Origin of the sequence: Streptococcus mitis (assembly GCF_946190325.1) — a bacterium.
GTDB lineage: Bacteria > Bacillota > Bacilli > Lactobacillales > Streptococcaceae > Streptococcus > Streptococcus mitis_CF.
In genome coordinates, this window is sequence record NZ_CAMHZR010000001.1 from 42,850 (window position 1) to 67,525 (window position 24,676).

The window sequence follows — 24,676 nt, forward strand, 5'->3', positions numbered from 1 at the left end:
TTGATAAAAAAATTTTTCTTAGGAATGAATTATCGTAGAATTATTTTATATACATCAGCTATACTAACTGTAGTTAGTTGGTTATTTAGAATTAATATTTTACAGCCTTATTCACAATATGAATTGATTTTTTCATTATCTACGATAATGCTTTTCTACTTTTTTGAAGATAAGAATAAAGATGAATTTTTACTTATAGCAATATTTTATGTATTAATTCGACCATTATTGAGATGTCTAATTACTTTAGTCAATATTGACCCGAATATACTGCTAATAATTAGTGTGATATTAATTTCTGTGAGTTGGCGTATAGATTCTATTAACAAGAGCGACAGAGAAAAAGTTACTCCAAAATTAAACTCAGATTATTTTAATTTAGTTTATATAAATTCGGCGAAATCTTACGAGATTGCTACTTTGATTGATAATACTGTAAAAACAACAATTCAAAAAGAAAACAGTAATACTACGAATAATAAAAATTCCTTTAAAGTTGGTACGAAAAATAGTTTACCATCTAGTTATGAAAATAGTCATGAATTAATCACGGGAAGTAAGATTAGTGAGAGTTTCGAAATTAAAAATACTAAATCTACTATTTTTAGAAAAGTCTATGAAATGGCTAAAACTTTTCAAATTAGAAGTTCAAAAACCGGGGATCTGGTAAAATTTGACAACATTTCACTGACTCCTGTAAATGCGCAGGATATCCCTCTTATTCTACAAGTTTTACAGTCTAGCAAACTAGATAATCCTACTACAGAAGGGATTGAGCTAAACATGTCAAACTTACTTTCTACTTTTTTGACTGATTATACGATTGACTATGGTTTTAAGATAGGTGAGGAAAATTTCTTAGTTCGTTTTCCTTACGGAGAAATTGAAGGCTTTGAAAATGGATATAGACATAGTGACTTCCAGCTTGGTCAACTTTGTTTAGTAGGAATAGACCGAGGCAAAATTAATTTTTCAGAAGTCGATACGATGTCAACGAAATTTTTAGAGTTCATGAGTGAGCAAGCTAATAAAAATAATACAGCGAAAATTGTAAAAGATATTATTCAAAAATCTTCAATTCCAGAATCTAGTTCTATTGATAAATCTGAGTTTGAGTTCGATTTCAATTATAAAAAACTAGATGGAGAGTACCACTTAATAGATGTCATTGCGGTTGTTCAAAAAATCAATGTGGAGAAAAAAGATGATTTACCTATATGACCCAACAAGAATTGATGATTTAAAGGCTAACTTTTCAGAGAACAAAAAGATTGATATTACCCATATCTTATCTCACGATTTTACTAATCTCGTTGAATTAGAAGATATTTGTAGCGAGGTATACCCTTTTAATAATTTGGTTATAGATTTATCTGCTTTAATGAATCCAAGCGCGTACAATAGCCTGTATATCGGTAAAATATTCCATTTACTAGATAGGGCATTCAACTCCCCTATTTTTTGGTTGAATAAATCAAAATATGAAATTATGTTAAAAGAGTTGCCGTTGTTGTTTGATGAAACAGCTATAAACGAAGATTTTGCTAATCCAAAAGTTCAAAAACTTAATCTTGATGAGGTAGCGAAAGATTATAGTGTTAATGAAATTAACGATAAAGTACAAAAGGCTGTTGATAAACTAGTTGGTCACAGCTTATTTAAGGCTGATTTTGTAAAGAAGTATGAAAATTATAAATTACTAGAAAAAATTAGTGTTCGAAAGATTTTTTCCGTATTTCTGATAGGCGAATCTGGAATTGGAAAAACAGAATTTGCGAAAATCTTATCAAAATCACTCTATCCAAATGGAGAGCTCATCAAAATTAACTTCGGAAATTACTCAACGGAGGGAGTGTTAAATAGTTTGATTGGCTCTCCGCTTGGATACATCGGAAGCGATGAAGGTGGTGAGTTAATTAAAAAAATTAATTCATCAAAATCTAAAATTATTTTGATTGACGAATTTGAAAAAGCAACACCATCTGTATTCAACTTCTTTTACGAGCTTCTAGAAGATGGTAGTTTTACAGATAGGCATGGGATTGTTCATGATTTAAGTGGTTATATGATTATTTTTACTTCTAATATGACTCCAGAATATTTTACTCAGCATATTCCCAATTCACTTAAGTCTAGATTTGATTTAACTAGCGATTTCCAAATTCCAAGTATTGAGGAAAAACAATTATTTATCAAAGTAGAAACCAATATTCTAGTGAATAAACTGACTGAGTATTTTAAAGTTTCTTATAAAGTTACCGAAGAATTGATGGAGAAAATATTAAAATTATCGTCAGAGGATAATTTGCGTCATATTAAGAGACTTCTTCAGGATATAATTACAAAAGACTTTAGAGAGAAGAAGCTAGATAAACGGTCTTAATAGTATCGAAATCATATTTATTTGGATACTTCTCAATTTCAAAAACTTTAATTCCTATAATGTGTGTGATCCAAGTATTTTTGATAGAAATATATTTAGATTTCGAAATAGAATTATTCAAATAGGTGAAATTTTAATTATTGTTGCTTCTATAATATTATTTATTGATAGTATATTTAGTTTGTAATAATAGACTGAGCAAAAGTCTTTAAAATCAGGAAAACGCATAATATCAGGTGTATAAAAACTTGATATTATGCGTTTTATTTATGGGAAGATTGACTCCATTTTCTCTTGGAATTGGGTTATTGCCCAATTCCCTTTTATTGTGATTTTGATTCGGTTTCTACAGACTCGGGGTGGAGTTCTTTGTAACTTGGTGCCTTGAAAAGGTCAGTACTGGTTTTACCTTGTCGTTGGCTAAAGAGGCTAGTTGATTGACTAGCTTTTTCCTGCTCAATCTTTTGTAGAATTGGTAAGGAATTGAGGTAAGAAATACTTTCTGTATCAACTTTTCCAAGATGATCTGCTTGGTAGAAACGTATCAAATCACCAGTTTGAATCTGGTCGCTGATTTTTAGCTGTTGGTTGGCTGCCTGCCGAACGATTTCTAGTTCAGTCTGAGCTTGTTCATCAAGATTACTGACTTCAAGACCGCTCTCAGTATAGTAGGTTCGTCCGTCGTAGCTGGTGTATTTTGGTGTGACGAAAGAATTAGCAGTTCGAAAGGCAACGATTTCTTGATGATCTGGAGACAAGAGGTCTTGTCCAACTTGAAGGAAGGAATTGGATTCGATACCAAGGAGGTGTTCGAGAGTCGGTAAGATATCGATTTGTCCACCGTAGGTATTGATGATTTGTCCTTTTTCATAGCCAGGCATGACCACCATAAAAGGCACTCGTTGCAACATGGCATTGTCGTAATTAGACCAGTTCTCAGAAGTCTTTCCAATCAAGGGTGCCAGCTCAGGATTTCGGGAGTTGGAAATACCATAATGGTCTCCGTAGATGACGATGATGGATTTTTCATAGAGGCCACTTTCTTTGAGATAGTCAAAGAAGGCCTTGATAGAACTATCCAGATAGTTGGCTGTTTGGAAGTAGCCATTGATGGTTTCATCTTTGGTTTTAGCCAGTGGGAAACCAAGCTCATCGCCTGTCAGATTGCTAGCATAGGGATAGTGATTGGACACCGTGATATACTTAGCATAAAAAGGCTGCTGCAAGTGCTCTAGATATTGGATAGAATCTTTCATCATGATTTTATCATTTAAACCATATTGGAAAGAATTGCTACTGTCTTGCTTGGTAAAATAGGAAGCATCAAAGAAGTATTGGTAGCCCCATTGTTTGTAGGTTGTATTTCGGTTCCAGAAGGTCCCAATATTACCATGAAAGACTGCACTTGATTGGTAGCCATTTTTTGATAGGATAAAAGGCGCAGCCTGCTGGGTATTGGTACCTCCATAGTTGACCATAAAGGAACCTTGATCAAGTCCAAACAAACCGGTCTCTAGCATGGTTTCTGCATCTGAGGTTTTACCAGCCTTGACTTGGTTAAAGATATTAGAAAAGGCTAGGGTTGATTGTGAATGGTAGAGGGAATTAAGGAAGGGAGTGACTTCATGCTCAGTTCCATCTATGTTGAGTTTATAGTCAAGTAGGAACTGCTGGAAACTCTCTAGGTGGAGATAGATCACATTTTTCCCTTTGGCAAGGCCAAAATAGTCTGGATTAGGCTTAGCAGCATGTTCTTGAATATAGTCTGTAATAGGTTGAAGGTCGGTCTCAGAAGCCTTAGCACGTTCTTTGTTGGCGCTGTAGGATTGGTTGGCACTATAACCTAAAAAGGCTGGCAAACTAAGGGCACGAACAACATAATAATTAGAAAATCCTCGCGACAGGAGATCGGGACGTTCAATTTCAGCCAAGAAAAGATTAGCTGAAAAGAGCAGGGCTGAGAGAGCAGTGATAGCAACACTCGAGCGGAATTTGAAAGATCTCCTATCCAGCTGGATGAATTTTTTAAAGAAAAGGAAAGCCAGCACTGGGAAATCCATAAAATAGAGAAAATCCCAAGGACGCAGTAACTCTAGTTCTGCAGTACCAACAGACACCTTGCTAGCGACCTTCATGGTATTAGCCGTGATAAAGTCACTAAATTCTCGATAGTAAAAGACATTGGAATAGAGCCAAATGAATAAAAGGCTGTAAATAGCTATACTGAGACTGTAAAAGACCTTGGTTGACCGAGCATAGAGGGCGAGAGCTAGTAGAAGGAGGCCCAAAGGAAGGGGGTTGAAAAAGGCGATAAAGGCAAGGTAATTTCCTTGCAGCTTGCCCAATTGAATATCTAAATTAAAGTCAACGGTATAGGCTAATAAGGTTTTGAGCCAATAGAGGATTAAAAGGGTTAGGACAAAACCCAGTCTGGTACCAATGGCTTTTTGGATTTTGTTAAAATTGATTCTCACACAATCACTTCCTAAGTTTTTATTAGTATTAGTATACCATTTTTTAAAACTAGAGTAAAAAAGCAAGGGTAGTTTCTTTTTTGAGAATTGCCTAAAAGTTTGATATAATGGTAGTTATGAATAGAATAAGAGTCAGCAAAAGGGTTGAAAAGAAGCTCGCAAAGGGGCTTGTTTTACTGGAAGCCAGCGATCTTGCAGATGTTCATCTCAAGGATCAGGAAGTAGAAGTTCATAGTCAAGGTGGAAACTTTCTTGGAACTGCCTACCTTTCTCAGCAAAACAAGGGCTTGGGCTGGTTTGTCAGCAAAGACAAGGTGACCTTCAATCAAGCTTTTTTTGAAACGCTGTTTAGACAAGCTAAAGAAAAGAGAAGTGCCTACTATCAAGATGAATTGACAACTGCCTTTCGTCTTTTCAACCAAGAGGGAGATGGCTTTGGCGGTCTGACAGTGGACCTTTATGGCGACTATGCTGTCTTTTCTTGGTATAACTCTTATGTTTATCAGATTCGTAAGGTTATCTCAGAAGCTTTTAGACAGGTTTTTCCTGAGGTTTTAGGAGCATATGAGAAGATCCGTTTTAAGGGTTTGGATTATGAATCTGCCCATGTTTATGGTCAAGAAGCACCTGACTTTTTCACTGTTTTGGAAAATGGGGTTCTCTATCAAGTCTTTATGAACGACGGCTTGATGACAGGGATTTTCCTAGACCAGCATGAAGTTCGCGGTAGTTTAGTTGATGGATTGGCTATGGGCAAATCTTTGCTCAATATGTTTTCTTATACAGCAGCTTTTTCAGTAGCTGCGGCCATGGGGGGATCTAGCCAGACAACTTCGGTTGACCTAGCCAAACGTTCACGAGAATTGTCTCAAGCGCATTTTCAGGCAAATGGAATCAGTACAGGCGACCATCGCTTTATAGTCATGGATGTCTTTGAGTATTTCAAGTATGCTAAGCGAAAAGGCTTGACTTACGATGTGATTGTCCTAGATCCGCCTAGCTTTGCTCGGAACAAAAAACAAACATTTTCTGTGGCTAAGGATTATCATAAGTTGATATCCCAAAGTCTTGAGATTTTAAATCCGGAAGGGATTATCATTGCCAGCACCAATGCTGCCAATGTATCCCGCCAGAAATTTACAGAACAAATTGATAAAGGCTTTGCAGGAAGAAGTTACCAGATTTTAAATAAATATGGTCTTCCAGCAGATTTTGCCTATAATAAAAAAGATGAAAGTAGTAATTACCTCAAGGTGATTAGTATGAAGGTTAGTAAATGAAATTAATCGTTTCAGTAATGCCAAGAAGTTTAGAGGAGGTCCAGGCTCTGGATGCCACGAGGTACCTAGATGCCGACATCATTGAATGGCGTGCCGACTATCTGCCTAAGGAAGCGATTTTGCAGGTGGCTCCAGCTATTTTTGAAAAATTCGCAGGCCGTGAGTTAGTTTTCACGTTGCGAACTCGCTCTGAAGGGGGAGAAATCGACCTTTCTCCAGAAGAATATATCCATCTAATCAAGGAAGTGGCACAACTCTATCAACCAGACTATATTGATTTTGAGTACTATAGCTACAAGGATGTTTTTGAGGAAATGCTGGACTTCCCAAATCTCGTTTTGAGTTACCATAATTTCCAAGAAACACCTGAAAATATGATGGAGATCTTGTCAGAATTGACGAGCTTAAATCCAAAACTTGTTAAGGTTGCGGTGATGGCTCACACAGAGCAGGATGTGCTAGACTTGATGAACTATACACGAGGCTTTAAAATCCTCAATCCTGAGCAGGAATATGTGACGATTTCTATGGGCAAGGTGGGCAAGGTCTCTCGTATCACTGCGGATGTGACGGGTTCTAGCTGGTCTTTTGCTAGTCTAGATGAGGCAAGTGCCCCAGGTCAGATTTCCTTAGCTAACATGAAAAAAATTCGGGAGATTTTGGATGAAGCTTGATGGCTATACACGTTTAGCTGCCGTTGTTGCTAATCCTATTAAACATTCTATCTCTCCCTTCATCCACAATAGAGCCTTTGAGGCGACAGCTACCAATGGTGTCTATGTGGCTTGGGAGATTGATGCAGCTGATTTGGCAGAAACAGTGGCCAATATTCGTCGCTACCAGATGTTTGGAATTAACCTTTCTATGCCCTATAAGGAGAAAGTGATTTCTTATTTGGATGAGCTGAGCGATGAAGCGCGCTTGATTGGTGCGGTTAATACGGTTGTCAATGAGAATGGCAATTTAATTGGATATAATACAGATGGCAAGGGATTTTTTAAGAGCTTGCCTTCTTTTACAATTTCAGGTAAAAAGATGACCATGCTGGGTGCAGGTGGTGCGGCCAAGTCCATTTTGGCACAGGCTATTTTGGACGGCGTCAGTCAGATTTCTGTCTTTGTTCGTTCAGTTTCTATTGAAAAAACAAGACCTTACCTGACCAAGTTACAAGAGCAGACAGGCTTTAAAGTGGACTTGTATGCTTTAGAAGATGTTCCCGAACTGCAAGCAAGGATTGCTGGGTCGGATTTACTGGTCAATGCGACAAGTGTAGGGATGGATGGTCAATCATCTCCAGTTCCTGAAAGCATTGTTCTATCAGAAACTCTTTTAGTAGCAGATATCATTTACCAACCCTTTGAAACACCATTTTTGAAATGGGCCAGAAGTCAGGGGAATCCAGCCGTCAATGGTCTGGGAATGTTGCTCTATCAAGCTGCAGAAGCTTTTCAACTGTGGACAGGAAAGGAAATGCCGACAGAAGAGATTTGGCAGTCCTTAACAGAAAAATACCAATAAAGAAAGGGAGATTCTCCTATGAAAATCAGAATCGATATTCCTCATCATCCTTATGATATTCAGATTGAAAAAGGTTGTCTGGCTCAGGCTGGTCAATGGTTGCGAGAACTCTGGCAACCACAAAAGGTAGTCATTGTGACAGATAACCATGTAGCTTCTCTCTATGCAGAGAAGGTCAAACTCAGTCTAGAAGATGCTGGTTTTCAAGTTGCTGTATTTGACTTTTTAGAAGGCGAAGAACGGAAAAATCTGACAACTGTTCAGAAAGTCTATGAATTTTTAGTTAAGCAGGGTTTGACTCGTAGCGATGGAATCGTGGCTCTCGGAGGTGGTGTCGTTGGGGACCTGGCTGGTTTTGTAGCCTCTACCTATATGCGGGGTATTCATTTTGTTCAGATACCGACCAGCTTGACAGCTCAGGTGGATTCGTCTATCGGCGGAAAGACAGGTGTCAACACTCCATTTGCTAAAAATATGGTGGGAACCTTTGCCCAACCAGATGGGGTTCTGATTGACCCGCTTGTCCTTGAAACGCTCGGAAAAAGAGAGTTGATTGAAGGGATGGGAGAGGTTATCAAGTATGGCCTGATTGAGGATCCAAAACTTTGGGCTCTCTTGACGGAGCTGGATGGTTCTGTGGAGAGCATTCTGGAACATGCAGAGATCTTGATTGAACATTCTTGCCAAGTTAAACGTAAGATGGTGGTTGAGGATGAGTTGGACAATGGTGTTCGTCTTTACCTCAATTTTGGCCACACTATTGGCCATGCTATTGAAGCGACTGCCGGGTATGGAAAGGTCATGCATGGTGAAGCTGTAACCATGGGAATGGTACAGATTTCCAAGGTTGCTGAGGAAAAAGGCCTCATGCCGGCTGGCATTACCCAATCTATCACAGAGATGTGTCAGAAATTTGGACTACCTGTTGACTATGAAAACTGGGATGTTGATAAGCTTTATCAGGCTCTTACTCATGACAAGAAAGCGCGTGGCAATACCTTGAAGTTGGTCTTGGTACCAGAGCTTGGTTCGGCAACCATTCACCCAGTTTCTCTGGAAGAGATGAAAGACTACTTGGTAAAATAAGGAGAGTGTATGAGATATTTAACTGCAGGAGAATCACACGGTCCCCGTCTGACGGCTATCATTGAAGGAATTCCAGCTGGACTTCCTTTGACAGCTGAGGATATCAATGAGGACCTTAAGCGCCGTCAGGGTGGCTACGGTCGTGGTGGCCGTATGAAGATTGAGAGTGATCAGGTTATCTTTACTTCGGGTATTCGCCATGGGAAGACGACAGGGGCGCCTATTACCATGGATGTCATCAATAAGGACCACCAAAAATGGCTGGATATTATGTCTGCGGAAGACATTGAAGAGCGACTTAAAAGCAAACGAAAAATCACCCATCCTCGCCCAGGCCATGCCGATTTGGTTGGGGGTATCAAGTACCGTTTTGATGATTTAAGAAATTCTTTGGAGCGTTCATCAGCTCGTGAAACCACCATGCGGGTGGCAGTTGGGGCAGTTGCCAAACGCCTCTTGGCTGAACTGGAGATAGAAATTGCCAACCATGTCGTGGTCTTTGGTGGTAAGGGAATCGATGTTCCTGAAAATCTAACTGTGGCTGAAATCAAGCAGCGAGCTGCCCAGTCAGAAGTTTCTATTGTCAACCAAGAACGGGAACAAGAAATCAAGGATTATATTGACCAAATCAAACGTGACGGTGATACCATCGGTGGTGTTGTGGAGACAGTCGTCGGAGGCGTACCAGTTGGTCTTGGTTCCTATGTCCAATGGGACCGAAAATTGGATGCCAGACTTGCCCAAGCAGTTGTCTCTATCAATGCCTTTAAAGGGGTGGAATTTGGTCTTGGCTTTGAAGCTGGTTATCGTAAAGGCAGCCAAGTCATGGATGAAATTCTCTGGTCTGAAGAAGACGGCTATACCCGTCGTACAAACAATCTAGGTGGCTTTGAAGGTGGTATGACCAATGGGCAACCCATCGTTGTTCGTGGAGTTATGAAGCCCATTCCTACTCTATACAAACCACTCATGAGTGTGGATATCGAAACCCATGAACCCTACAAGGCAACTGTGGAGAGAAGTGATCCGACCGCTCTTCCAGCTGCAGGTGTAGTTATGGAAGCTGTTGTGGCAACGGTTCTGGCACAAGAAATCCTTGAAAAATTCTCATCAGACAATCTAGAGGAATTAAAAGAAGCGGTAGCCAAACACCGAGACTATACAAAGAACTATTAAGGAGTTCCTATGGCAAAAACAGTCTATATCGCAGGTCTTGGTTTGATCGGTGCCTCGATGGCACTTGGTATCAAACGCGATCATCCAGATTATGAAATTTTAGGTTATAATCGCAGTCAAGCTTCGAGAGATATTGCCTTGAAAGAAGGCATGATTGACCGTGCAACGGATGATTTTGCTAGTTTTGCTCCTTTGGCAGATATCATTATTCTCAGTTTGCCAATCAAACAAACCATTGCTTTCATTAAGGAGTTGGCCGACTTGGACTTGAAAGAAGGCGTGATTATTTCAGATGCCGGTTCGACCAAGTCAGCTATTGTGGATGCGGCGGAGCAATATTTGGCTGGCAAGTCTGTTCGTTTTGTCGGGGCCCATCCCATGGCTGGTAGTCACAAGACAGGGGCTGCCTCTGCGGATGTCAATCTCTTTGAAAATGCCTATTATATCTTCACACCTTCAAGCCTGACAAGTCAGGACACGCTTGATGAAATGAAGGATCTGCTTTCAGGTCTTCATGCCCGTTTTATCGAGATTGATGCCAAGGAGCACGATCGAGTGACTTCTCAGATTAGCCATTTTCCTCATATTCTGGCTTCCAGTCTCATGGAGCAGACCGCGGTTTATGCTCAAGAACATGAGATGGCAAGGCGATTTGCGGCCGGTGGTTTTCGAGATATGACTCGAATTGCAGAAAGCGAGCCGGGTATGTGGACCTCCATTCTCTTGTCCAATCGTGAAACTATTCTGGATCGAATTGCGGATTTTAAGGAACGTTTAGAAGCGGTTGGACAAGCCATCAGCAAGGGAGATGAAGAGCAAATCTGGAATTTTTTCAACCAAGCGCGTGAGCAACGTCAGGCCATGGAAATCCATAAGCGTGGCGGTGTGGATAGCTCTTATGACCTTTATGTCGATGTTCCCGATGAAGAAGATGTCATCTTGAGGATTTTGGAACTGCTACGTGGAACTTCCTTGGTTAATATTCACATCAATGAGGAAAACCGTGAGGATATTCACGGGATCCTACAAATTTCATTTAAAAATGCTCAAGACTTGGAAAGAGCGGAGCACCTCATAACAGAAAACACCGACTATACAGTCGTCATCAAATAAGGAGAAAATCATGTCAAATATTTACGATAGTGCAAACGAACTCAGTCGCGGTCTACGCGAATTACCAGAATACAAGGCTGTTAAAGTAGCTAAAGATGCTATTTCAGCAGATGCTGAGGCAAGCAAAATCTTTACAGAATATGTTGCTTTCCAAGAGGAAATTCAAAGACTAGCGCAGACAGGTCAAATGCCAGATGCTTCCTTCCAAGCTAAGATGGAAGGCTTTGGCAAGCAGATTCAGGGGAATAGCCTCTTATCAGAATTCTTTACCAAGCAACAACAATTGGCCATTTACCTTTCTGACATTGAAAAAATTGTTTTCGAACCAGTTTCAGAATTGCTAAAATAAGAAAATAACTATCATAAAGTCAGAAATTTTTAAGGAATTTCTGGCTTTTTATGATAAAATAGGTAAAAGTATTGCAAGTATGAGGTCTAGTATGAAACTAAAAACAAACATTCGCCACTTACACGGCAGTATCCGAGTTCCAGGTGACAAGTCTATCAGTCACCGTTCTATTATCTTTGGAAGTTTGGCTGAGGGTGAGACCAAGGTTTATGATATTCTGCGAGGTGAAGACGTTCTTTCGACCATGCAGGTTTTTCGTGACCTTGGTGTTGAAATTGAGGACAAAGATGGGGTTATTACCATTCAAGGTGTAGGCATGGATGGCTTAAAAGCGCCGCAAAATGCCCTTGATATGGGAAATTCTGGAACCTCGATTCGTCTGATTTCAGGTGTTCTTGCTGGTGCAGACTTTGAAGTAGAAATGTTTGGAGATGACAGTCTTTCCAAACGCCCTATGGACCGTGTGACGATTCCATTGAAAAAAATGGGTGTCAGCATTTCAGGGCAAACTGAGCGAGACCTGCCTCCCCTTCATTTAAAAGGGACAAAAAACCTAGCACCTATTCATTATGAGTTGCCGATTGCCTCTGCCCAAGTCAAGTCAGCCTTGATGTTTGCGGCCTTGCAGGCTCAGGGGGAGTCCGTTATTATCGAAAAAGAGTGTACCCGTAATCATACGGAAGATATGTTACAACAATTTGGTGGTCATTTAAGTGTGGACGGCAAGAAAATCACAGTTCAAGGACCACAAAAATTGTCAGGACAAAAGGTGGTTGTTCCAGGAGATATTTCCAGTGCAGCCTTTTGGCTGGTCGCAGGTTTGATTGTTCCAAACTCTCGTGTGGTGCTTAAGAATGTAGGTATTAACGAAACGCGTACCGGTATTATAGATGTCATTCGTGCCATGGGTGGAAAACTAGAAATAACTGAAATTGATCCAGTCGCTAAATCTGCTACTTTGACTGTTGAGTCTTCTGATTTGAAAGGAACAGAGATTGGTGGCGCTTTGATTCCACGCTTGATTGATGAATTGCCAGTTATCGCTCTACTTGCGACCCAAGCCCAAGGTGTCACAGTTATAAAGGATGCTGAGGAACTCAAGGTCAAGGAAACAGACCGCATTCAGGTTGTGGCAGACGCTTTAAATAGCATGGGTGCGAATATTACTCCTACAGCAGATGGAATGATTATCAAAGGAAAATCAGCCCTTCACGGTGCAAGAGTCAATACTTTTGGAGACCATCGTATCGGTATGATGACGGCTATCGCGGCTCTCTTGGTTGCAGATGGAGAAGTGGAGCTTGACCGTGCTGAAGCCATCAATACCAGCTATCCTAGCTTCTTTGATGATTTGGAGAGCTTGATTCATGGCTAAGGTATTACTAGGATTTATGGGTGCTGGTAAATCCACAATTGCTAGAGGATTGGACTCTAATTACCTTGATATGGATGCTCTGATTGAGAAACGCTTAGGTATGTCCATTGCGGAATTTTTCGCTGAAAAGGGCGAAGTGGCCTTTCGTCAGATAGAGTCAGAAGTTCTAGCGGAGTTACTACAAACAGACCAGGTTGTGTCAACTGGTGGAGGAGTGGTTATTTCTAAGCGAAATCGTGACTTACTCAAGACCAATTCTGATAACATCTACCTGAAAGCAGATTTTGAAACGCTTTATCAACGTATCGCAGCTGATAAGGACAATCAGCGTCCGCTTTTTCTAAAGAATAGCAAGGAAGAACTTGCAGCTATTTTTCAAGAAAGACAGGCTTGGTATGAGGAAGTGGGCAGTCGGGTTTTGGATGTGACCAAGCTAAGTCCAGAGGAAATTATAGAGGAACTGAGATGAAAATTGCTTATCTAGGTCCCAAGGGATCATTTTCACACCACGTAGTGCAGACAGCTTTTCCTCATGAGGAATTGCAGGCTTTTGCCAACATTACAGATGTCATTAAGGCCTATGAGCAAGGCTTGGTGGACTATTCTGTGGTGCCAGTTGAAAATTCTATCGAGGGTAGTGTTCATGAAACCTTGGACTATCTTTTTCATCAGGCTCGTATCCAAGCAGTGGCAGAAATCGTTCAGCCTATTCATCAGCAGTTGATGGTGGTTCCAGGTCACACTAAGATTGAAAAGATTTTTTCACATCCACAGGCCTTGGCTCAAGGTAAGAAATTCATCGATGAACAATATCCAGAGGCTCAAATCGAGGTAACAGCTAGTACAGCTTATGCGGCCCGTTTTATTTCCGAACATCCAGACCAGCCTTATGCAGCCATTGCACCAAGAAGTTCTGCTGAAGAATATGGCTTGGAACTGATTGCCGAGGATATTCAGGAAATGGAAGCCAATTTCACACGTTTCTGGGTTTTGGGAGCTGAAGGTGCAGCCATTCCCTTACAAGCACAAAGTGAAAAAATGAGTTTGGCATTGACCTTACCTGACAACCTTCCCGGTGCACTTTATAAGGCCCTATCGACCTTTGCTTGGAGAGGAATTGACCTGACAAAAATTGAAAGTCGTCCACTCAAGACAGCACTGGGCGAATACTTTTTCATTATTGATGTGGACTATGCTGATAAGGACTTGGTCCACTTTGCCCAAAAAGAATTAGAAGCGATTGGAATCCAGTATAAAGTACTGGGCGCCTATCCTATTTATCCAATATCAGACCACGGAAAGGAGAGAAGATGAGCAAAGAAAATCCTTTAAGCCATCACGAGCAGTTGCGTTATGACTATCTTTTTAAGAACATTCATTACCTCAATGAGCGAGAGAAAAAAGAGTTTGCTTACCTGCAAGGTAAGTTAAATATGGCTAGTGGTAGTGAAGTTTCTCCAGAAATTCATAATGAAAATCACGATATGGAAGAGTCTTTCATGGAACCAGTCAATCAGTCTCCTCTTCCATCCTATGGTAACCGTAGCCGTGCAAAAAAATACCAGAAAAGCCACTCTCTTCCAAAGGTTAAATCCAAAAAACGTAAGATTCGTTGGGGGCGCATTTTTGTAGGATTGCTTGCTCTTCTAGCCTGTGTCGGTTTTGGCATGATTTTTATGTTCCTAAAAGGCTATTCAAATGCGGATCCAAATAAACCTGCCAATGCTAAGGCGGCTCAAGTAGAAGTTTTTCATGGTCAAGATACCAAGGATGGAGTTAATATTTTGATTATGGGGACGGATGGACGGATCGGCCAAAATAGTGCTGAGACGAGAACAGACTCTATTATGGTATTAAATGTTGGAGGCTCAGATAAGAAAATTAAGCTGGTCAGCTTTATGCGTGACAATTTGGTTTATATAGACGGTTATAGCCAAGTCATTAACGGTAGAAAGCAGTCTGATAATAAGTTAAATGTGGCCTATGAACTAGGGGAACAAGAAGGCCAAAAAGGGGCTGAAATGGTTCGAAAAGTCCTAAAAGACAATTTTGACTTGGATATAAAATACTACGCCTTGGTAGACTTCCAGGCCTTCGCAACCGCTATTGACACTCTCTTCCCTGATGGGGTGACGATTGATGCCAAATTCTCAACCTTAGAAGGTCAACCTTTAACCGAAGCTACGGTGGGAGATGATTTACATGCTACAGAAACAGAGTCTCCAACCCAGACGATTAAAGTCGGGAAGCAGCAGATGAACGGTTCAACCTTGCTCAATTATGCACGCTTCCGTGATGATGATGAAGGTGATTACGGTCGTACCAAGAGACAACAGCAAGTATTGGCAGCCGTTCTGCAACAACTCAAGGATCCAACCAAACTCTTTACTGGATCAGAAGCACTTGGTAAGGTCTTTGGCATGACCTCTACGAATGTTCCTTATAGTTTCTTATTGACCAATGGCTTATCCTTCCTAGACGGAGCGCAAAATGGTATTGAGAGATTAACAGTTCCAGAGCTAGGTGATTGGGTCGATGCCTATGATGTCTATGGAGGTTTAGCTCTCCAAGTTGATCAAAATAAATATCAAACCAAGCTATCTCAAATGAGAATGAGATAAGATAAGACAGAAAAATCAAAGTTTGAAGGCTATTTATCTAGCAGTCAGGCTTTGATTTTTTACAGTCTGCAATAGATTTTCATCCCTTATTTGTGGTATAATGGAACGATACGATAGAAAGAATAATGAACAATATGACTGATTTAAAAGCAATTCAGGCTCGAAGTCTGGAGATGGCTGAATATTTTGTGGCTTTTTGCAAGGAACATGATTTGCTTTGTTATCTTTGTGGTGGAGGTGCTATTGGTGCCCTTCGAAACAAGGGTTTCATTCCTTGGGACGACGACCTAGACTTTTTTATGCCTCGTAAGGATTATGAGAAATTGGCAGAATTATGGCCTCGTTATGCAGATGAGCGTTATTTCCTGTCAAAGAGTGACAAGGATTTTGTCGACCGCAATCTTTTTATTACCATTCGCGACAAGGAAACCACCTGTATCAAACCTTATCAGCAGGATTTGGATTTGCCACATGGTCTGGCCTTGGATGTTTTACCTTTGGATTATTATCCTAAAAATCCAGCTGATCGGAAAAAGCAGGTTCGCTGGGCCTTGATTTATTCTCTGTTTTGTGCCCAAACTATTCCAGAAAAGCATGGTGCACTTATGAAATGGGGAAGTCGCATTTTACTCGGTTTGACACCAAAATCTCTCCGTTATCGCATTTGGAAAAAAGCTGAAAAAGAAATGACCAAGTATGGTCTAGCTGAGAGCGATGGAATCACGGAATTATGCTCAGGTCCTGGTTACATGAGAAATAAGTACCCAATTGAATCTTTTGAAGACAATCTTTTCTTGCCATTTGAAGGGACAGAGATGCCCATTCCAGTTGGCTACGATGCCTATCTCAGCACTGCTTTTGGTGATTATATGACGCCTCCACCAGCAGATAAGCAGGTGCCGCATCATGATGCGATTATAGCAGACATGGATAAGAGTTATAGAGAGTACAAGGGAGAATATGGTGGCTAAGAAAAAAGTCTTATTTTTTATGTGGTCTTTTTCTCTCGGAGGCGGGGCAGAAAAGATTCTTTCGACAATTGTTTCACATCTGGATCCCGAAAAGTATGATATTGATATTCTTGAAATGGAGCATTTTGACAAGGGATACGAATCTGTTCCCAAGTATGTAGGTATTTTAAAATCCCTTCAGGATTATCGCCAAGCCAGATGGCTCCGAGCTCTTTTGTGGAGAATGAGAATTTATTTTCCAAGACTGACACGTCTATTACTTGTAAAAGATGACTATGATGTTGAAGTTTCTTTTACTATTATGAATCCTCCACTGTTGTTCTCTAAAAGAAAAGAAGTCAAGAAAATCTCTTGGATTCATGGAAGTATCGAAGAATTTCTTAAGGATAGCTCCAAAAGAGAATCACATAGACGCCAGTTGGATGCTGCGGATACCATTGTAGGAATTTCAAAAAAGACAAGCAATTCTATCAAGGAAGTCTATCCAGACTATGCTTCGAAATTACAGACGGTCTACAATGGATATGATTTTAAAAGTATTCTAGAAAAATCTCAAGAGAAGATAAATATCGAGATTGCGCCTCAAAGTATCTGTACTATCGGACGGATTGAGGAAAATAAGGGTTCTGACCGTGTGGTGGAAGTGATAAGGTTATTACATCAAGAGGGAAAAACCTATCATCTCTATTTTATCGGGGCTGGGGATATGGAAGAGGAACTGAAAAAACGCGTCAAAGAGTATGAACTTGAAGACTATGTACATTTCCTTGGTTATCAAAAAAATCCTTACCAGTATTTGTCTCAGATGAAAGTTCTCTTGTCTATGTCTAAACAAGAAGGATTTCCTGGAGTGTATGTAGAGGCCTTGAGTCTAGGACTTCCTTTTGTCTCTACGGATGTTGGAGGGGCTGAGGAATTATCTAAAGAAGGACGATTTGGGCAAATCATTGAAAGCAACCAAGAGGCAGCTCAGGCAATTATTGACTACATGACTTCTGCCTCAAACTTCGATGTCAATGAGGCTAGCCAATTTATTCAGCAATTTACAATTGCCAAACAAATCGAACAAGTAGAAAAACTATTAGAGGAGTAGCATGGAAACTGCATTAATTAGTGTCATTGTGCCAGTCTATAATGTGGCGCAGTACCTAGAAAAATCGATAGCTTCCATTCAGAAGCAGACCTATCAAAATCTGGAAATTATTCTTGTTGATGATGGTGCAACAGATGAAAGTGGTCGTTTGTGTGATGCAATAGCTGAACAAGATGATAGGGTTTCAGTGCTTCATAAAAAGAACGAAGGCTTGTCACAAGCACGAAATGATGGAATGAAGCAGGCTCACGGAGATTATCTGATTTTTATTGACTCGGATGATTATATCCATCCAGAAATGATTCAGAGTTTATATGAGCAATTAATTCAAGAAGATGCAGATGTTTCGAGCTGTGGTGTCATGAATGTCTATGCTAATGATGAGAGCCCGCAGTCAGCCAATCAGGATGACTATTTTGTCTGTGATTCCCAAACATTTTTAAGGGAATACCTCATAGGTGAAAAAATTCCTGGAACGATTTGCAATAAGCTAATCAAGAAAGAAATTGCAACTGCCCTATCCTTTCCTAAGGGATTAATATACGAAGATGCCTATTATCATTTTGATTTAATCAAGTTGGCTAAGAAGTATGTGGTTAATACTAAACCCTATTATTACTATTTCCATAGAGGGGATAGTATTACAACTAAGCCTTATGCAGAGAAGGATTTAGCCTATATTGATATCTATCAAAAGTTTTATAATGAAGTTATGAAAAACTATCCTGACTTGAAAGAGGTTGCTTTCTTTAGACTGGCTTATGCCCACTTCTTTATTCTGGATAAGATGTTGCTAGATGATCAGTATAAACAGTTTGAAGCCTATTCCCAGATTCATCGTTTTTTAAAAGGCCATGCCATTGCTATTGCTAGGAATCCTATTTTCCGTAAGGGCAGAAGAATTAGTACTTTGGCTCTATTCCTAAATATTTCCTTATACCGATTCTTATTGCTGAAAAATATTGAAAAATCTAAAAAATTACATTAGAACGGGGGTGAGCGAGTGATTGATGGAAAACGATTGTTATTTAGTTTGACCATAGTCAGCTACGCCTTGACGCTAGTAAGTGGAATTGTGTACCTGTTTAATAATAACAATGTTAGCTTGCTTTCTACTTTATTGTTCTTACTGGTTAGTAGCTTAATTGCTTGTTGGAACGATATTAAGTATTATATCATTCATTTTATTTTCTTTTTAACCATTTTTGTCTTTTTGGTATCAAGGCCAACCATTGATTATTTTAGAGATGGTGCTTTGGATACCTATCATCCGATAGCCTATCGTTTTGCCTTTATAGTTGTCATGGTTTCGATTCTGGGCTTGACGACAGGAGGCATCCTGGCTCGTTATTTTATAGCTAGGAAGCAAATGAAAGTACCCAAGATAGGAAGTTCTCTAAAAGAGGTTTATATCAAGCGGTTGCGCTTTGTATCGCTAGGAGTTTTTCTTCTAACCTATCCTTTCTATTTCATTCGGTTATTTGAACGGCTCCTGTATCGCTTGCAGACTTCCTACTATGCCTACTATGCAAACTTTGAAAGTAAACTGCCTTATTTTACCTATATCTTATCAACATTTACGGTCTATGCAATGTGTATGTATTTGGCAACTAAGCCAAAGAAATTGCAGGCAACAGCAGTGCTTGTCTCCTTTATTGCAGCTAATACCATTCATTTGGCAATCGGGACACGCAATCCCTTTATTTTAAGTATTCTATTTGCTTTTGTTTATTACTTTATGCGGGAGCAAACTGAACAGGGAAAATGGATTGGATTTAAAGAAAAGTTAGCGATTTTTGTAGGTTCTCCTATTCTCATGTTAGCGATGGGAATACTCAATTATGTACGGGATAATGTCCAAGTTTCCCATACAGGTTTCTGGGATATCCTGCTTGACTTTATTTATAAACAAGGAACCAGTTTTGGTGTTTTGGCTCGAGGTTTTCTATTTAACAGTAGCCTACCTTACCGAGATTTACGCAATTTTACTTTTGGGCCTGTTATTGATTATTTTGCAAGGGGGAGTTTGGGAGCCATTTTCGGAGGAAAAGCCTTTGAACATACAACCAATAGTGTGGAACTAGCTATTGATAGTAATAGTTATGCCCATAATCTATCCTATCTTGTCTTGAACAAGGAATACTTGAAAGGACATGGTATCGGAAGTAGCTATATTATGGAGTTGTATACCGACTATGGTATGATAGGAGTCTTTCTACTTAGTCTCTTACTCGGTATGTTATTCATAGCCATGCTGCAAGTAGCCTATCGCTCAAGAACAATCCTATTTGCCTTGTCTTTACTCATCTTGAATAATCTATTCTTTATGCCAAGAAGTAGCTTTTCAGAAAGTTTCTTCAATTTATTTACAATGCAATTCTGGGGAATTGTTCTTGTGATTATATTCGTAGCAAAAATGCTTACAAAAGAAAACCAGTATCTACTAAACAAAGGAGAAAAAAATCATGTTTGAACATTATTCAGTAGCTGATTTATTTGCGAATCTATACAAAAAACGAAAAGCAAATATTCTAGCTCTTATCACTTTATTTGCTATCATTGCTGTACCATTTACAATTAAAGCAGTTAAGAATAAAAACACTGTCAAAGACACAACAAGTTATTCAACGTATATCAGCTATAAAATTACACCTCCGGAAGATTCAGCCAAAACGATTTTGAATCATCAAATTGGTGGGTATAGTGATTTCTATGGGAAATTAATTGAAGGGAATTTAAATGGAGCTTATCTTTTCAATGATGTAGAACCGAGTGAGTTGAAAAAAATTGCCAGTGAATTGGATACGACAGAGTCAACCTTGAAAAATTCTACAAGCGACTATTGGTGGAAAAAATTGACCGTCTATTATATGATTGACGATGCAGGGGTTGGTGTGAAAATTTTGACACCAAGTAAAGACGCCAATGACTTGTTAGAGAAGAAGATTGATGCACTGGTTGATAAATTTAAAAATACCTATGCAAACGTGAAAATTGAAAAATTGGAAACCATCAACTCTAAAGAATTGAACGCAAACGGTGAGACAGCGCTTGGATTAAATGTGAAGAATCTGATTCTTCGTTTAGCAATTATTGGAGTTGTCTGTGTGATTTTGGTTGTGATGGGAAATGTATTGGTTTATCTCTTTAACCCAACAATCAATAGAGCAAGTGATTTTTCTCAATATCAAATTGATTTTGTGACAGAGATTACAACAATGGCTAATCTAGCAGATGTCTTGTCATACAAAAACGCTGGTCAAGAGTTGACTATCGTTAGCTCAAATAAAGCTATCCTAGATAAATTGAAACAAAATCAAGAGGTTTTAAAAGGAATTCATTTTGTAGATTTACAGGACGTACCATCTCTTTTAGAAAGAGATACAGTCCTTCTTGTTGAAGAATACGGAGTAACTCGTTATAAGAAATTTGAGCAAAGTCTTCAAATTCTTCGAAACTTAAATCGTTCTATCCTCGGTGTAGCAACCTTTAAATTATAATCATTCTGATATATTATGTATTAAAAGTTGGACAAGAGGTTTGATTTTGAGGCCCTATAATGTTTGTAGCGGGTAAATCCCCTATATATATTATGGAGCCTATTTTGTTGTCTTGCTTGAAAATCGGGTAGTCACTAAGACTTCTTTAGTAAAGAAAAATTAACAAATCCGATATATTTTTAACCAAAAGAATGGTAAGAAGCTAATTGAAAAGACTTCTATGATAGATATCAATCATTAACATTCAATTTTTTTACAACAATCATACTGCAACTAAATAATTAAGTCTCTGACAATTTTGTATTGTCAATCCCAACTGGAGTTATTTGTTTTTTATGATATAGTTTGCCTTGATTCAAGTCCAATAAATTTTATTTGAAACGCTCAAAAAGTTAGTTTTTAATCTTAAATATTGAGGGATTTGAGTTCTAAAAATGATCAAGAATAAGTAAAAACTAGTTGTTAAAAACAAAAGGCTTATTTTAGCTAACTTTATGATATAATGAAAAACGAGGTAAATTGAATGAAAAGTATAAAATTAAATGCTCTATCTTATATGGGAATTCGTGTCTTAAATATTATTTTTCCCATCCTAACTGGAACCTATGTCGCGCGTGTCTTGGACCGAACTGACTATGGTTACTTCAACTCAGTCGACACAATTTTGTCATTTTTCTTACCCTTTGCGACTTATGGGGTCTATAACTACGGTTTACGGGCCATCAGTAATGTCAAGGATAACAAAAAAGATCTGAATAGAACCTTCTCTAGTCTTTTTTATTTGTGCATAGCTTGTACAATTTTGACCACTGCTGTCTATATCCTAGCCTATCCTCTCTTCTTTACTGATAATCCAATCATCAAAAAAGTCTACCTTGTTATGGGGATTCAACTCATTGCCCAGATTTTTTCAATCGAGTGGGTTAATGAAGCTCTGGAAAATTACAGTTTTCTCTTTTACAAGACTGCCTTCATCCGTATCCTGATGCTGGTATCTATTTTCCTGTTTGTCAAAAATGAACACGATATTGTTGTCTATACACTTGTGATGAGTTTATCGACACTGATTAACTATCTGATTAGTTATTTTTGGATTAAAAGAGACATTAAGCTTGTTAAGATTCACATAAGTGATTTTAAACCTCTCTTTCTCCCTCTAACAGCCATGTTGGTCTTTGCCAATGCCAATATGCTCTTCACTTTTTTGGATCGTCTTTTCCTCGTTAAAACAGGGATTGATGTCAATGTTAGTTACTATACCATGGCTCAACGAATTGTGACCGTTATAGCTGGTGTTGTAACAGGAGCTATCGGAGTGAGTGTGCCTCGTCTCAGTTACTATCTAGGAAAAGGCGATAAGGAAGCCTATGTCGCACTTGTTAACAGAGGCAGTCGAATCTTTAACTTCTTTATCATTCCACTGAGTTTTGGACTCATGGTTTTAGGACCAAATGCCATCCTACTTTACGGTAGTGAAAAATATATCGGAGGTGGTATCTTAACCTCTCTCTTCGCTTTTCGTACGATTATCCTGGCCTTAGATACCATTCTTGGTTCCCAAATTCTCTTTACAAATGGCTATGAAAAACGAATCACAGTTTACACAGTCTTTGCTGGGCTACTCAATTTGGGATTAAATAGTCTCCTCTTTTTCAACAATATCGTGGCTCCTGAATACTACTTACTGACAACTATGCTATCAGAGGCCTCTCTACTTGTTTTCTATATCATTTTCATCCATAGAAAACAACTCATCCACTTAGGACATATCTTTAGCTATACTGTTCGATACTCGCTCTTTTCACTTTCCTTTGTAGGAATTTATTTCCTGATTAATTTCTTGTATCCCGTGGATATGGTCATTAATTTGCCATTTTTGATTAATACTGGTTTGATTGTCTTGCTATCAGCCATCTCTTATATTGGTCTACTTGCCTTCACAAAAGATAGCATTTTCTATGAATTTTTAAACCATGTCCTAGCCTTAAAAAATAAATTCAAAAAATCTTAGGAGTATAGAATGAAACAACTAACCATTGAAGATGCCAAACAAATTGAATTAGAAATTTTGGATTATATTGATATTCTCTGTAAAAAGCACAATATCAACTATATTATTAACTACGGTACTCTGATTGGGGCGGTTCGACATGAGGGCTTTATTCCTTGGGACGACGATATTGATCTGTCCATGCCTCGAGAAGACTACCAACGATTTATAAACATTTTTCAAAAGGAGAAAAGCAAATATAAGCTCCTTTCCTTAGAAACTGATAAGAACTACTTTAACAACTTTATCAAAATAACTGACAGTACGACCAAAATTATTGATACTCGGAATACAAAAACATATGAGTCAGGTGTTTTTATCGATATTTTCCCTATGGATCGCTTTGATGATCCTAAGGTCATTGATACTTGTTATAAACTGGAAAGCTTCAAACTTCTGTCTTTCAGTAAACACAAAAATATTGTCTATAAAGATAGCCTTTTAAAAGATTGGATACGAACAGCATTCTGGTTACTCCTTCGACCTGTTTCTCCTCGTTATTTCGCACATAAAATCGAGAAAGAAATTCAAAAATATAGTCGTAAGGATGGGCAGTATATGGCTTTTATCCCTTCTAAATTTAAGGAAAAGGAAGTCTTCCCAAGTGGTACCTTCGATAAAACAATCAATCTTCCCTTTGAAAATTTAAGCCTTCCTGCACCTGAAAAATTTGATACTATTTTGACTCAATTTTACGGGGATTATATGACCTTGCCACCTGAAGAAAAACGCTTCTACAGTCATGAATTTCATGCCTACAAATTGGAGGATTAGGATGCAATATTTAGAAAAAGAAGAAATTAAAGAAATCCAACTAGCCCTGCTAGATTATATTGATGAGACTTGTAAAAAACATAATATTCCTTATTTTCTCAGTTATGGAACCATGCTTGGAGCTATCCGCCACAAAGGTATGATTCCTTGGGATGATGATATTGATATTTCTCTCTATCGTGAAGATTATGAACGTTTATTGAAGATTATTGAAGAAGAAAATCACCCTCGCTACAAGGTTCTTTCCTACGATACATCTTCTTGGTACTTCCATAATTTCGCATCGATTTTGGATACTTCTACTGTTATCGAAGACCATGTTAAGTACAAGCGTCATGACACCAGTCTCTTTATCGATGTCTTCCCAATTGATCGCTTTACAGACTTGAGCATTGTCGACAAGAGTTATAAGTATGTAGCCCTTCGTCAACTAGCTTATATCAAAAAATCACGCGCAGTTCACGGTGATAGCAAATTAAAAGATTTTCTAAGATTATGTAGCTGGCACGCCCTCCGCTTTGTCAATCCGAGATACTTCTATAAGAAAATAGATAAGTTAGTTAAGAATAGTGTTGTAGAACAGCCGAAATATGAGGGAATGGTTGGAGTTGATAAAGAGGGAATGAAGGGTGTTTTCCAAATAAATACTTTCAAAGAGTTAATCTTAACAGAGTTTGAGGGAAGAATGTTACCAATTCCTAAAAATTATGATGTCTTTTTAACCCAGATGTATGGGGATTATATGACACCACCATCAAAGGAAATGCAAGAATGGTATAGTCATAGTATTAAAGCTTATCGCAAGATAGAGAAGTAGCACAGGCTTATAAGAGAGCGAATCTTTTGGTTGTTTATTTTGGAAAATCAGGACAGTACAATTCATATACAAAGCTTGATATGAAAATGGGTTAAA

The 24,676-nt window shown here is 38.8% G+C and carries 22 protein-coding genes and 1 pseudogene; 22 read left to right on the top strand and 1 reads right to left on the bottom strand.

Annotated elements, in window-relative coordinates:
- The 3 genes and pseudogenes from N8M95_RS00240 to N8M95_RS09330 all read left to right on the top strand — a co-directional run bounded on the left by N8M95_RS00240 (window position 1) and on the right by N8M95_RS09330 (window position 2,570).
- Entirely contained in the window at window positions 1-1,221 is a 1,221-nt protein-coding gene (locus N8M95_RS00240) for a hypothetical protein (protein WP_261116341.1), read from the top strand.
- The gene (locus N8M95_RS00245; RefSeq protein WP_191962410.1) at window positions 1,205-2,383 is read left to right on the top strand and encodes an AAA family ATPase; all 1,179 of its coding nucleotides are present in this window, start codon (window positions 1,205-1,207) and stop codon (window positions 2,381-2,383) included. Before N8M95_RS00240 ends, N8M95_RS00245 begins: the two co-directional genes overlap by 17 nt.
- Window positions 2,383-2,570 (top strand): annotated as a pseudogene (locus N8M95_RS09330) (hypothetical protein). The gene N8M95_RS00245 and the pseudogene N8M95_RS09330 overlap by 1 nt, the downstream one beginning before the upstream one ends.
- Window positions 2,571-2,706: 136 nt before the next feature.
- Here N8M95_RS09330 and N8M95_RS00250 read toward each other — a convergent pair.
- Complete coding sequence (locus tag N8M95_RS00250; protein WP_261116342.1) at window positions 2,707-4,857, bottom strand: LTA synthase family protein; 2,151 nt, start codon at window positions 4,855-4,857, stop codon at window positions 2,707-2,709.
- Window positions 4,858-4,973: 116 nt separating this feature from the next.
- Between N8M95_RS00250 and N8M95_RS00255 the strand changes: the two genes are divergently transcribed.
- The 19 genes from N8M95_RS00255 (at window position 4,974) to N8M95_RS00345 (ending at window position 24,580) form a co-directional block, all read left to right on the top strand.
- Window positions 4,974-6,137, top strand: coding sequence for a class I SAM-dependent rRNA methyltransferase (locus N8M95_RS00255; protein WP_261116343.1), 1,164 nt, complete (start codon window positions 4,974-4,976; stop codon window positions 6,135-6,137).
- The gene (aroD, locus tag N8M95_RS00260) at window positions 6,134-6,811 is read left to right on the top strand and encodes a type I 3-dehydroquinate dehydratase (protein ID WP_004259794.1); all 678 of its coding nucleotides are present in this window, start codon (window positions 6,134-6,136) and stop codon (window positions 6,809-6,811) included. The genes N8M95_RS00255 and aroD overlap by 4 nt, the downstream gene beginning before the upstream one ends.
- Complete coding sequence (locus N8M95_RS00265) at window positions 6,801-7,655, top strand: shikimate dehydrogenase (RefSeq protein ID WP_261116344.1); 855 nt, start codon at window positions 6,801-6,803, stop codon at window positions 7,653-7,655. The genes aroD and N8M95_RS00265 overlap by 11 nt, the downstream gene beginning before the upstream one ends.
- 18 nt (window positions 7,656-7,673) lie before the next feature.
- The gene (gene aroB, locus N8M95_RS00270) at window positions 7,674-8,741 is read left to right on the top strand and encodes a 3-dehydroquinate synthase (protein ID WP_261116345.1); all 1,068 of its coding nucleotides are present in this window, start codon (window positions 7,674-7,676) and stop codon (window positions 8,739-8,741) included.
- Window positions 8,742-8,750: 9 nt separating this feature from the next.
- Window positions 8,751-9,917 carry a chorismate synthase gene (gene aroC, locus N8M95_RS00275; protein WP_247931908.1) on the top strand — a complete coding sequence of 389 codons (1,167 nt, stop codon included), beginning with the start codon at window positions 8,751-8,753 and terminating at the stop codon, window positions 9,915-9,917.
- Window positions 9,918-9,926: 9 nt separating this feature from the next.
- Window positions 9,927-11,030 (top strand): prephenate dehydrogenase, encoded by a 1,104-nt coding sequence (locus N8M95_RS00280; protein WP_020903196.1) that lies wholly within the window; start codon window positions 9,927-9,929, stop codon window positions 11,028-11,030.
- A gap of 10 nt (window positions 11,031-11,040) precedes the next feature.
- On the top strand, window positions 11,041-11,379 hold the full coding sequence (locus N8M95_RS00285; protein ID WP_261116346.1) for a YlbF/YmcA family competence regulator: 339 nt from the start codon (window positions 11,041-11,043) through the stop codon (window positions 11,377-11,379).
- Between the two features lie 91 nt (window positions 11,380-11,470).
- Window positions 11,471-12,754: a 3-phosphoshikimate 1-carboxyvinyltransferase gene (gene aroA / locus N8M95_RS00290; RefSeq protein WP_261116347.1), complete on the top strand. Its 1,284-nt coding sequence runs from the start codon at window positions 11,471-11,473 to the stop codon at window positions 12,752-12,754.
- Entirely contained in the window at window positions 12,747-13,223 is a 477-nt protein-coding gene (locus tag N8M95_RS00295; RefSeq protein WP_261116348.1) for a shikimate kinase, read from the top strand. The genes aroA and N8M95_RS00295 overlap by 8 nt, the downstream gene beginning before the upstream one ends.
- Window positions 13,220-14,068 (top strand): prephenate dehydratase, encoded by an 849-nt coding sequence (pheA, locus tag N8M95_RS00300; protein ID WP_261116349.1) that lies wholly within the window; start codon window positions 13,220-13,222, stop codon window positions 14,066-14,068. Before N8M95_RS00295 ends, pheA begins: the two co-directional genes overlap by 4 nt.
- A complete protein-coding gene (locus N8M95_RS00305; protein WP_261116350.1) occupies window positions 14,065-15,375 on the top strand; it encodes an LCP family protein in 1,311 nt (436 codons plus the stop codon). Before pheA ends, N8M95_RS00305 begins: the two co-directional genes overlap by 4 nt.
- A gap of 125 nt (window positions 15,376-15,500) precedes the next feature.
- Window positions 15,501-16,346, top strand: a complete 846-nt coding sequence (locus N8M95_RS00310) for a LicD family protein (protein ID WP_261116351.1) — start codon at window positions 15,501-15,503, stop codon at window positions 16,344-16,346.
- Entirely contained in the window at window positions 16,336-17,439 is a 1,104-nt protein-coding gene (locus N8M95_RS00315) for a glycosyltransferase (RefSeq protein ID WP_261116352.1), read from the top strand. Before N8M95_RS00310 ends, N8M95_RS00315 begins: the two co-directional genes overlap by 11 nt.
- Before the next feature lies 1 nt (window position 17,440).
- A complete protein-coding gene (locus N8M95_RS00320; RefSeq protein WP_247932895.1) occupies window positions 17,441-18,427 on the top strand; it encodes a glycosyltransferase family 2 protein in 987 nt (328 codons plus the stop codon).
- Window positions 18,428-18,442: 15 nt separating this feature from the next.
- Window positions 18,443-19,912 carry an O-antigen polysaccharide polymerase Wzy family protein gene (locus tag N8M95_RS00325; RefSeq protein ID WP_247932896.1) on the top strand — a complete coding sequence of 490 codons (1,470 nt, stop codon included), beginning with the start codon at window positions 18,443-18,445 and terminating at the stop codon, window positions 19,910-19,912.
- Window positions 19,905-20,939 (top strand): teichoic acid biosynthesis protein TarQ, encoded by a 1,035-nt coding sequence (tarQ, locus tag N8M95_RS00330; RefSeq protein WP_033681639.1) that lies wholly within the window; start codon window positions 19,905-19,907, stop codon window positions 20,937-20,939. The genes N8M95_RS00325 and tarQ overlap by 8 nt, the downstream gene beginning before the upstream one ends.
- Window positions 20,940-21,462: 523 nt before the next feature.
- A complete protein-coding gene (gene tacF, locus N8M95_RS00335; RefSeq protein ID WP_033687092.1) occupies window positions 21,463-22,950 on the top strand; it encodes a type IV teichoic acid flippase TacF in 1,488 nt (495 codons plus the stop codon).
- Between the two features lie 9 nt (window positions 22,951-22,959).
- Window positions 22,960-23,763, top strand: a complete 804-nt coding sequence (locus N8M95_RS00340; protein ID WP_045597120.1) for a LicD family protein — start codon at window positions 22,960-22,962, stop codon at window positions 23,761-23,763.
- 1 nt (window position 23,764) lies between these two features.
- Complete coding sequence (locus N8M95_RS00345; protein WP_261116353.1) at window positions 23,765-24,580, top strand: LicD family protein; 816 nt, start codon at window positions 23,765-23,767, stop codon at window positions 24,578-24,580.
- Window positions 24,581-24,676: the final 96 nt, after the last annotated feature.

Coding starts and splice junctions, on each gene's coding strand:
- N8M95_RS00310 (WP_261116351.1), top strand. CDS start 15,501: ATGAACAATATGACTGATTTAAAAGCAATTCAGGCTCGAAGTCTGGAG.
- tarQ (WP_033681639.1), top strand. CDS start 19,905: ATGTTTGAACATTATTCAGTAGCTGATTTATTTGCGAATCTATACAAA.
- N8M95_RS00340 (WP_045597120.1), top strand. CDS start 22,960: ATGAAACAACTAACCATTGAAGATGCCAAACAAATTGAATTAGAAATT.
- aroB (WP_261116345.1), top strand. CDS start 7,674: ATGAAAATCAGAATCGATATTCCTCATCATCCTTATGATATTCAGATT.
- N8M95_RS00265 (WP_261116344.1), top strand. CDS start 6,801: ATGAAGCTTGATGGCTATACACGTTTAGCTGCCGTTGTTGCTAATCCT.
- aroD (WP_004259794.1), top strand. CDS start 6,134: ATGAAATTAATCGTTTCAGTAATGCCAAGAAGTTTAGAGGAGGTCCAG.
- N8M95_RS00315 (WP_261116352.1), top strand. CDS start 16,336: ATGGTGGCTAAGAAAAAAGTCTTATTTTTTATGTGGTCTTTTTCTCTC.
- N8M95_RS00280 (WP_020903196.1), top strand. CDS start 9,927: ATGGCAAAAACAGTCTATATCGCAGGTCTTGGTTTGATCGGTGCCTCG.
- N8M95_RS00285 (WP_261116346.1), top strand. CDS start 11,041: ATGTCAAATATTTACGATAGTGCAAACGAACTCAGTCGCGGTCTACGC.
- N8M95_RS00305 (WP_261116350.1), top strand. CDS start 14,065: ATGAGCAAAGAAAATCCTTTAAGCCATCACGAGCAGTTGCGTTATGAC.
- N8M95_RS00320 (WP_247932895.1), top strand. CDS start 17,441: ATGGAAACTGCATTAATTAGTGTCATTGTGCCAGTCTATAATGTGGCG.
- aroC (WP_247931908.1), top strand. CDS start 8,751: ATGAGATATTTAACTGCAGGAGAATCACACGGTCCCCGTCTGACGGCT.
- pheA (WP_261116349.1), top strand. CDS start 13,220: ATGAAAATTGCTTATCTAGGTCCCAAGGGATCATTTTCACACCACGTA.
- N8M95_RS00245 (WP_191962410.1), top strand. CDS start 1,205: ATGATTTACCTATATGACCCAACAAGAATTGATGATTTAAAGGCTAAC.
- N8M95_RS00295 (WP_261116348.1), top strand. CDS start 12,747: ATGGCTAAGGTATTACTAGGATTTATGGGTGCTGGTAAATCCACAATT.
- N8M95_RS00255 (WP_261116343.1), top strand. CDS start 4,974: ATGAATAGAATAAGAGTCAGCAAAAGGGTTGAAAAGAAGCTCGCAAAG.
- N8M95_RS00345 (WP_261116353.1), top strand. CDS start 23,765: ATGCAATATTTAGAAAAAGAAGAAATTAAAGAAATCCAACTAGCCCTG.
- aroA (WP_261116347.1), top strand. CDS start 11,471: ATGAAACTAAAAACAAACATTCGCCACTTACACGGCAGTATCCGAGTT.
- tacF (WP_033687092.1), top strand. CDS start 21,463: ATGAAAAGTATAAAATTAAATGCTCTATCTTATATGGGAATTCGTGTC.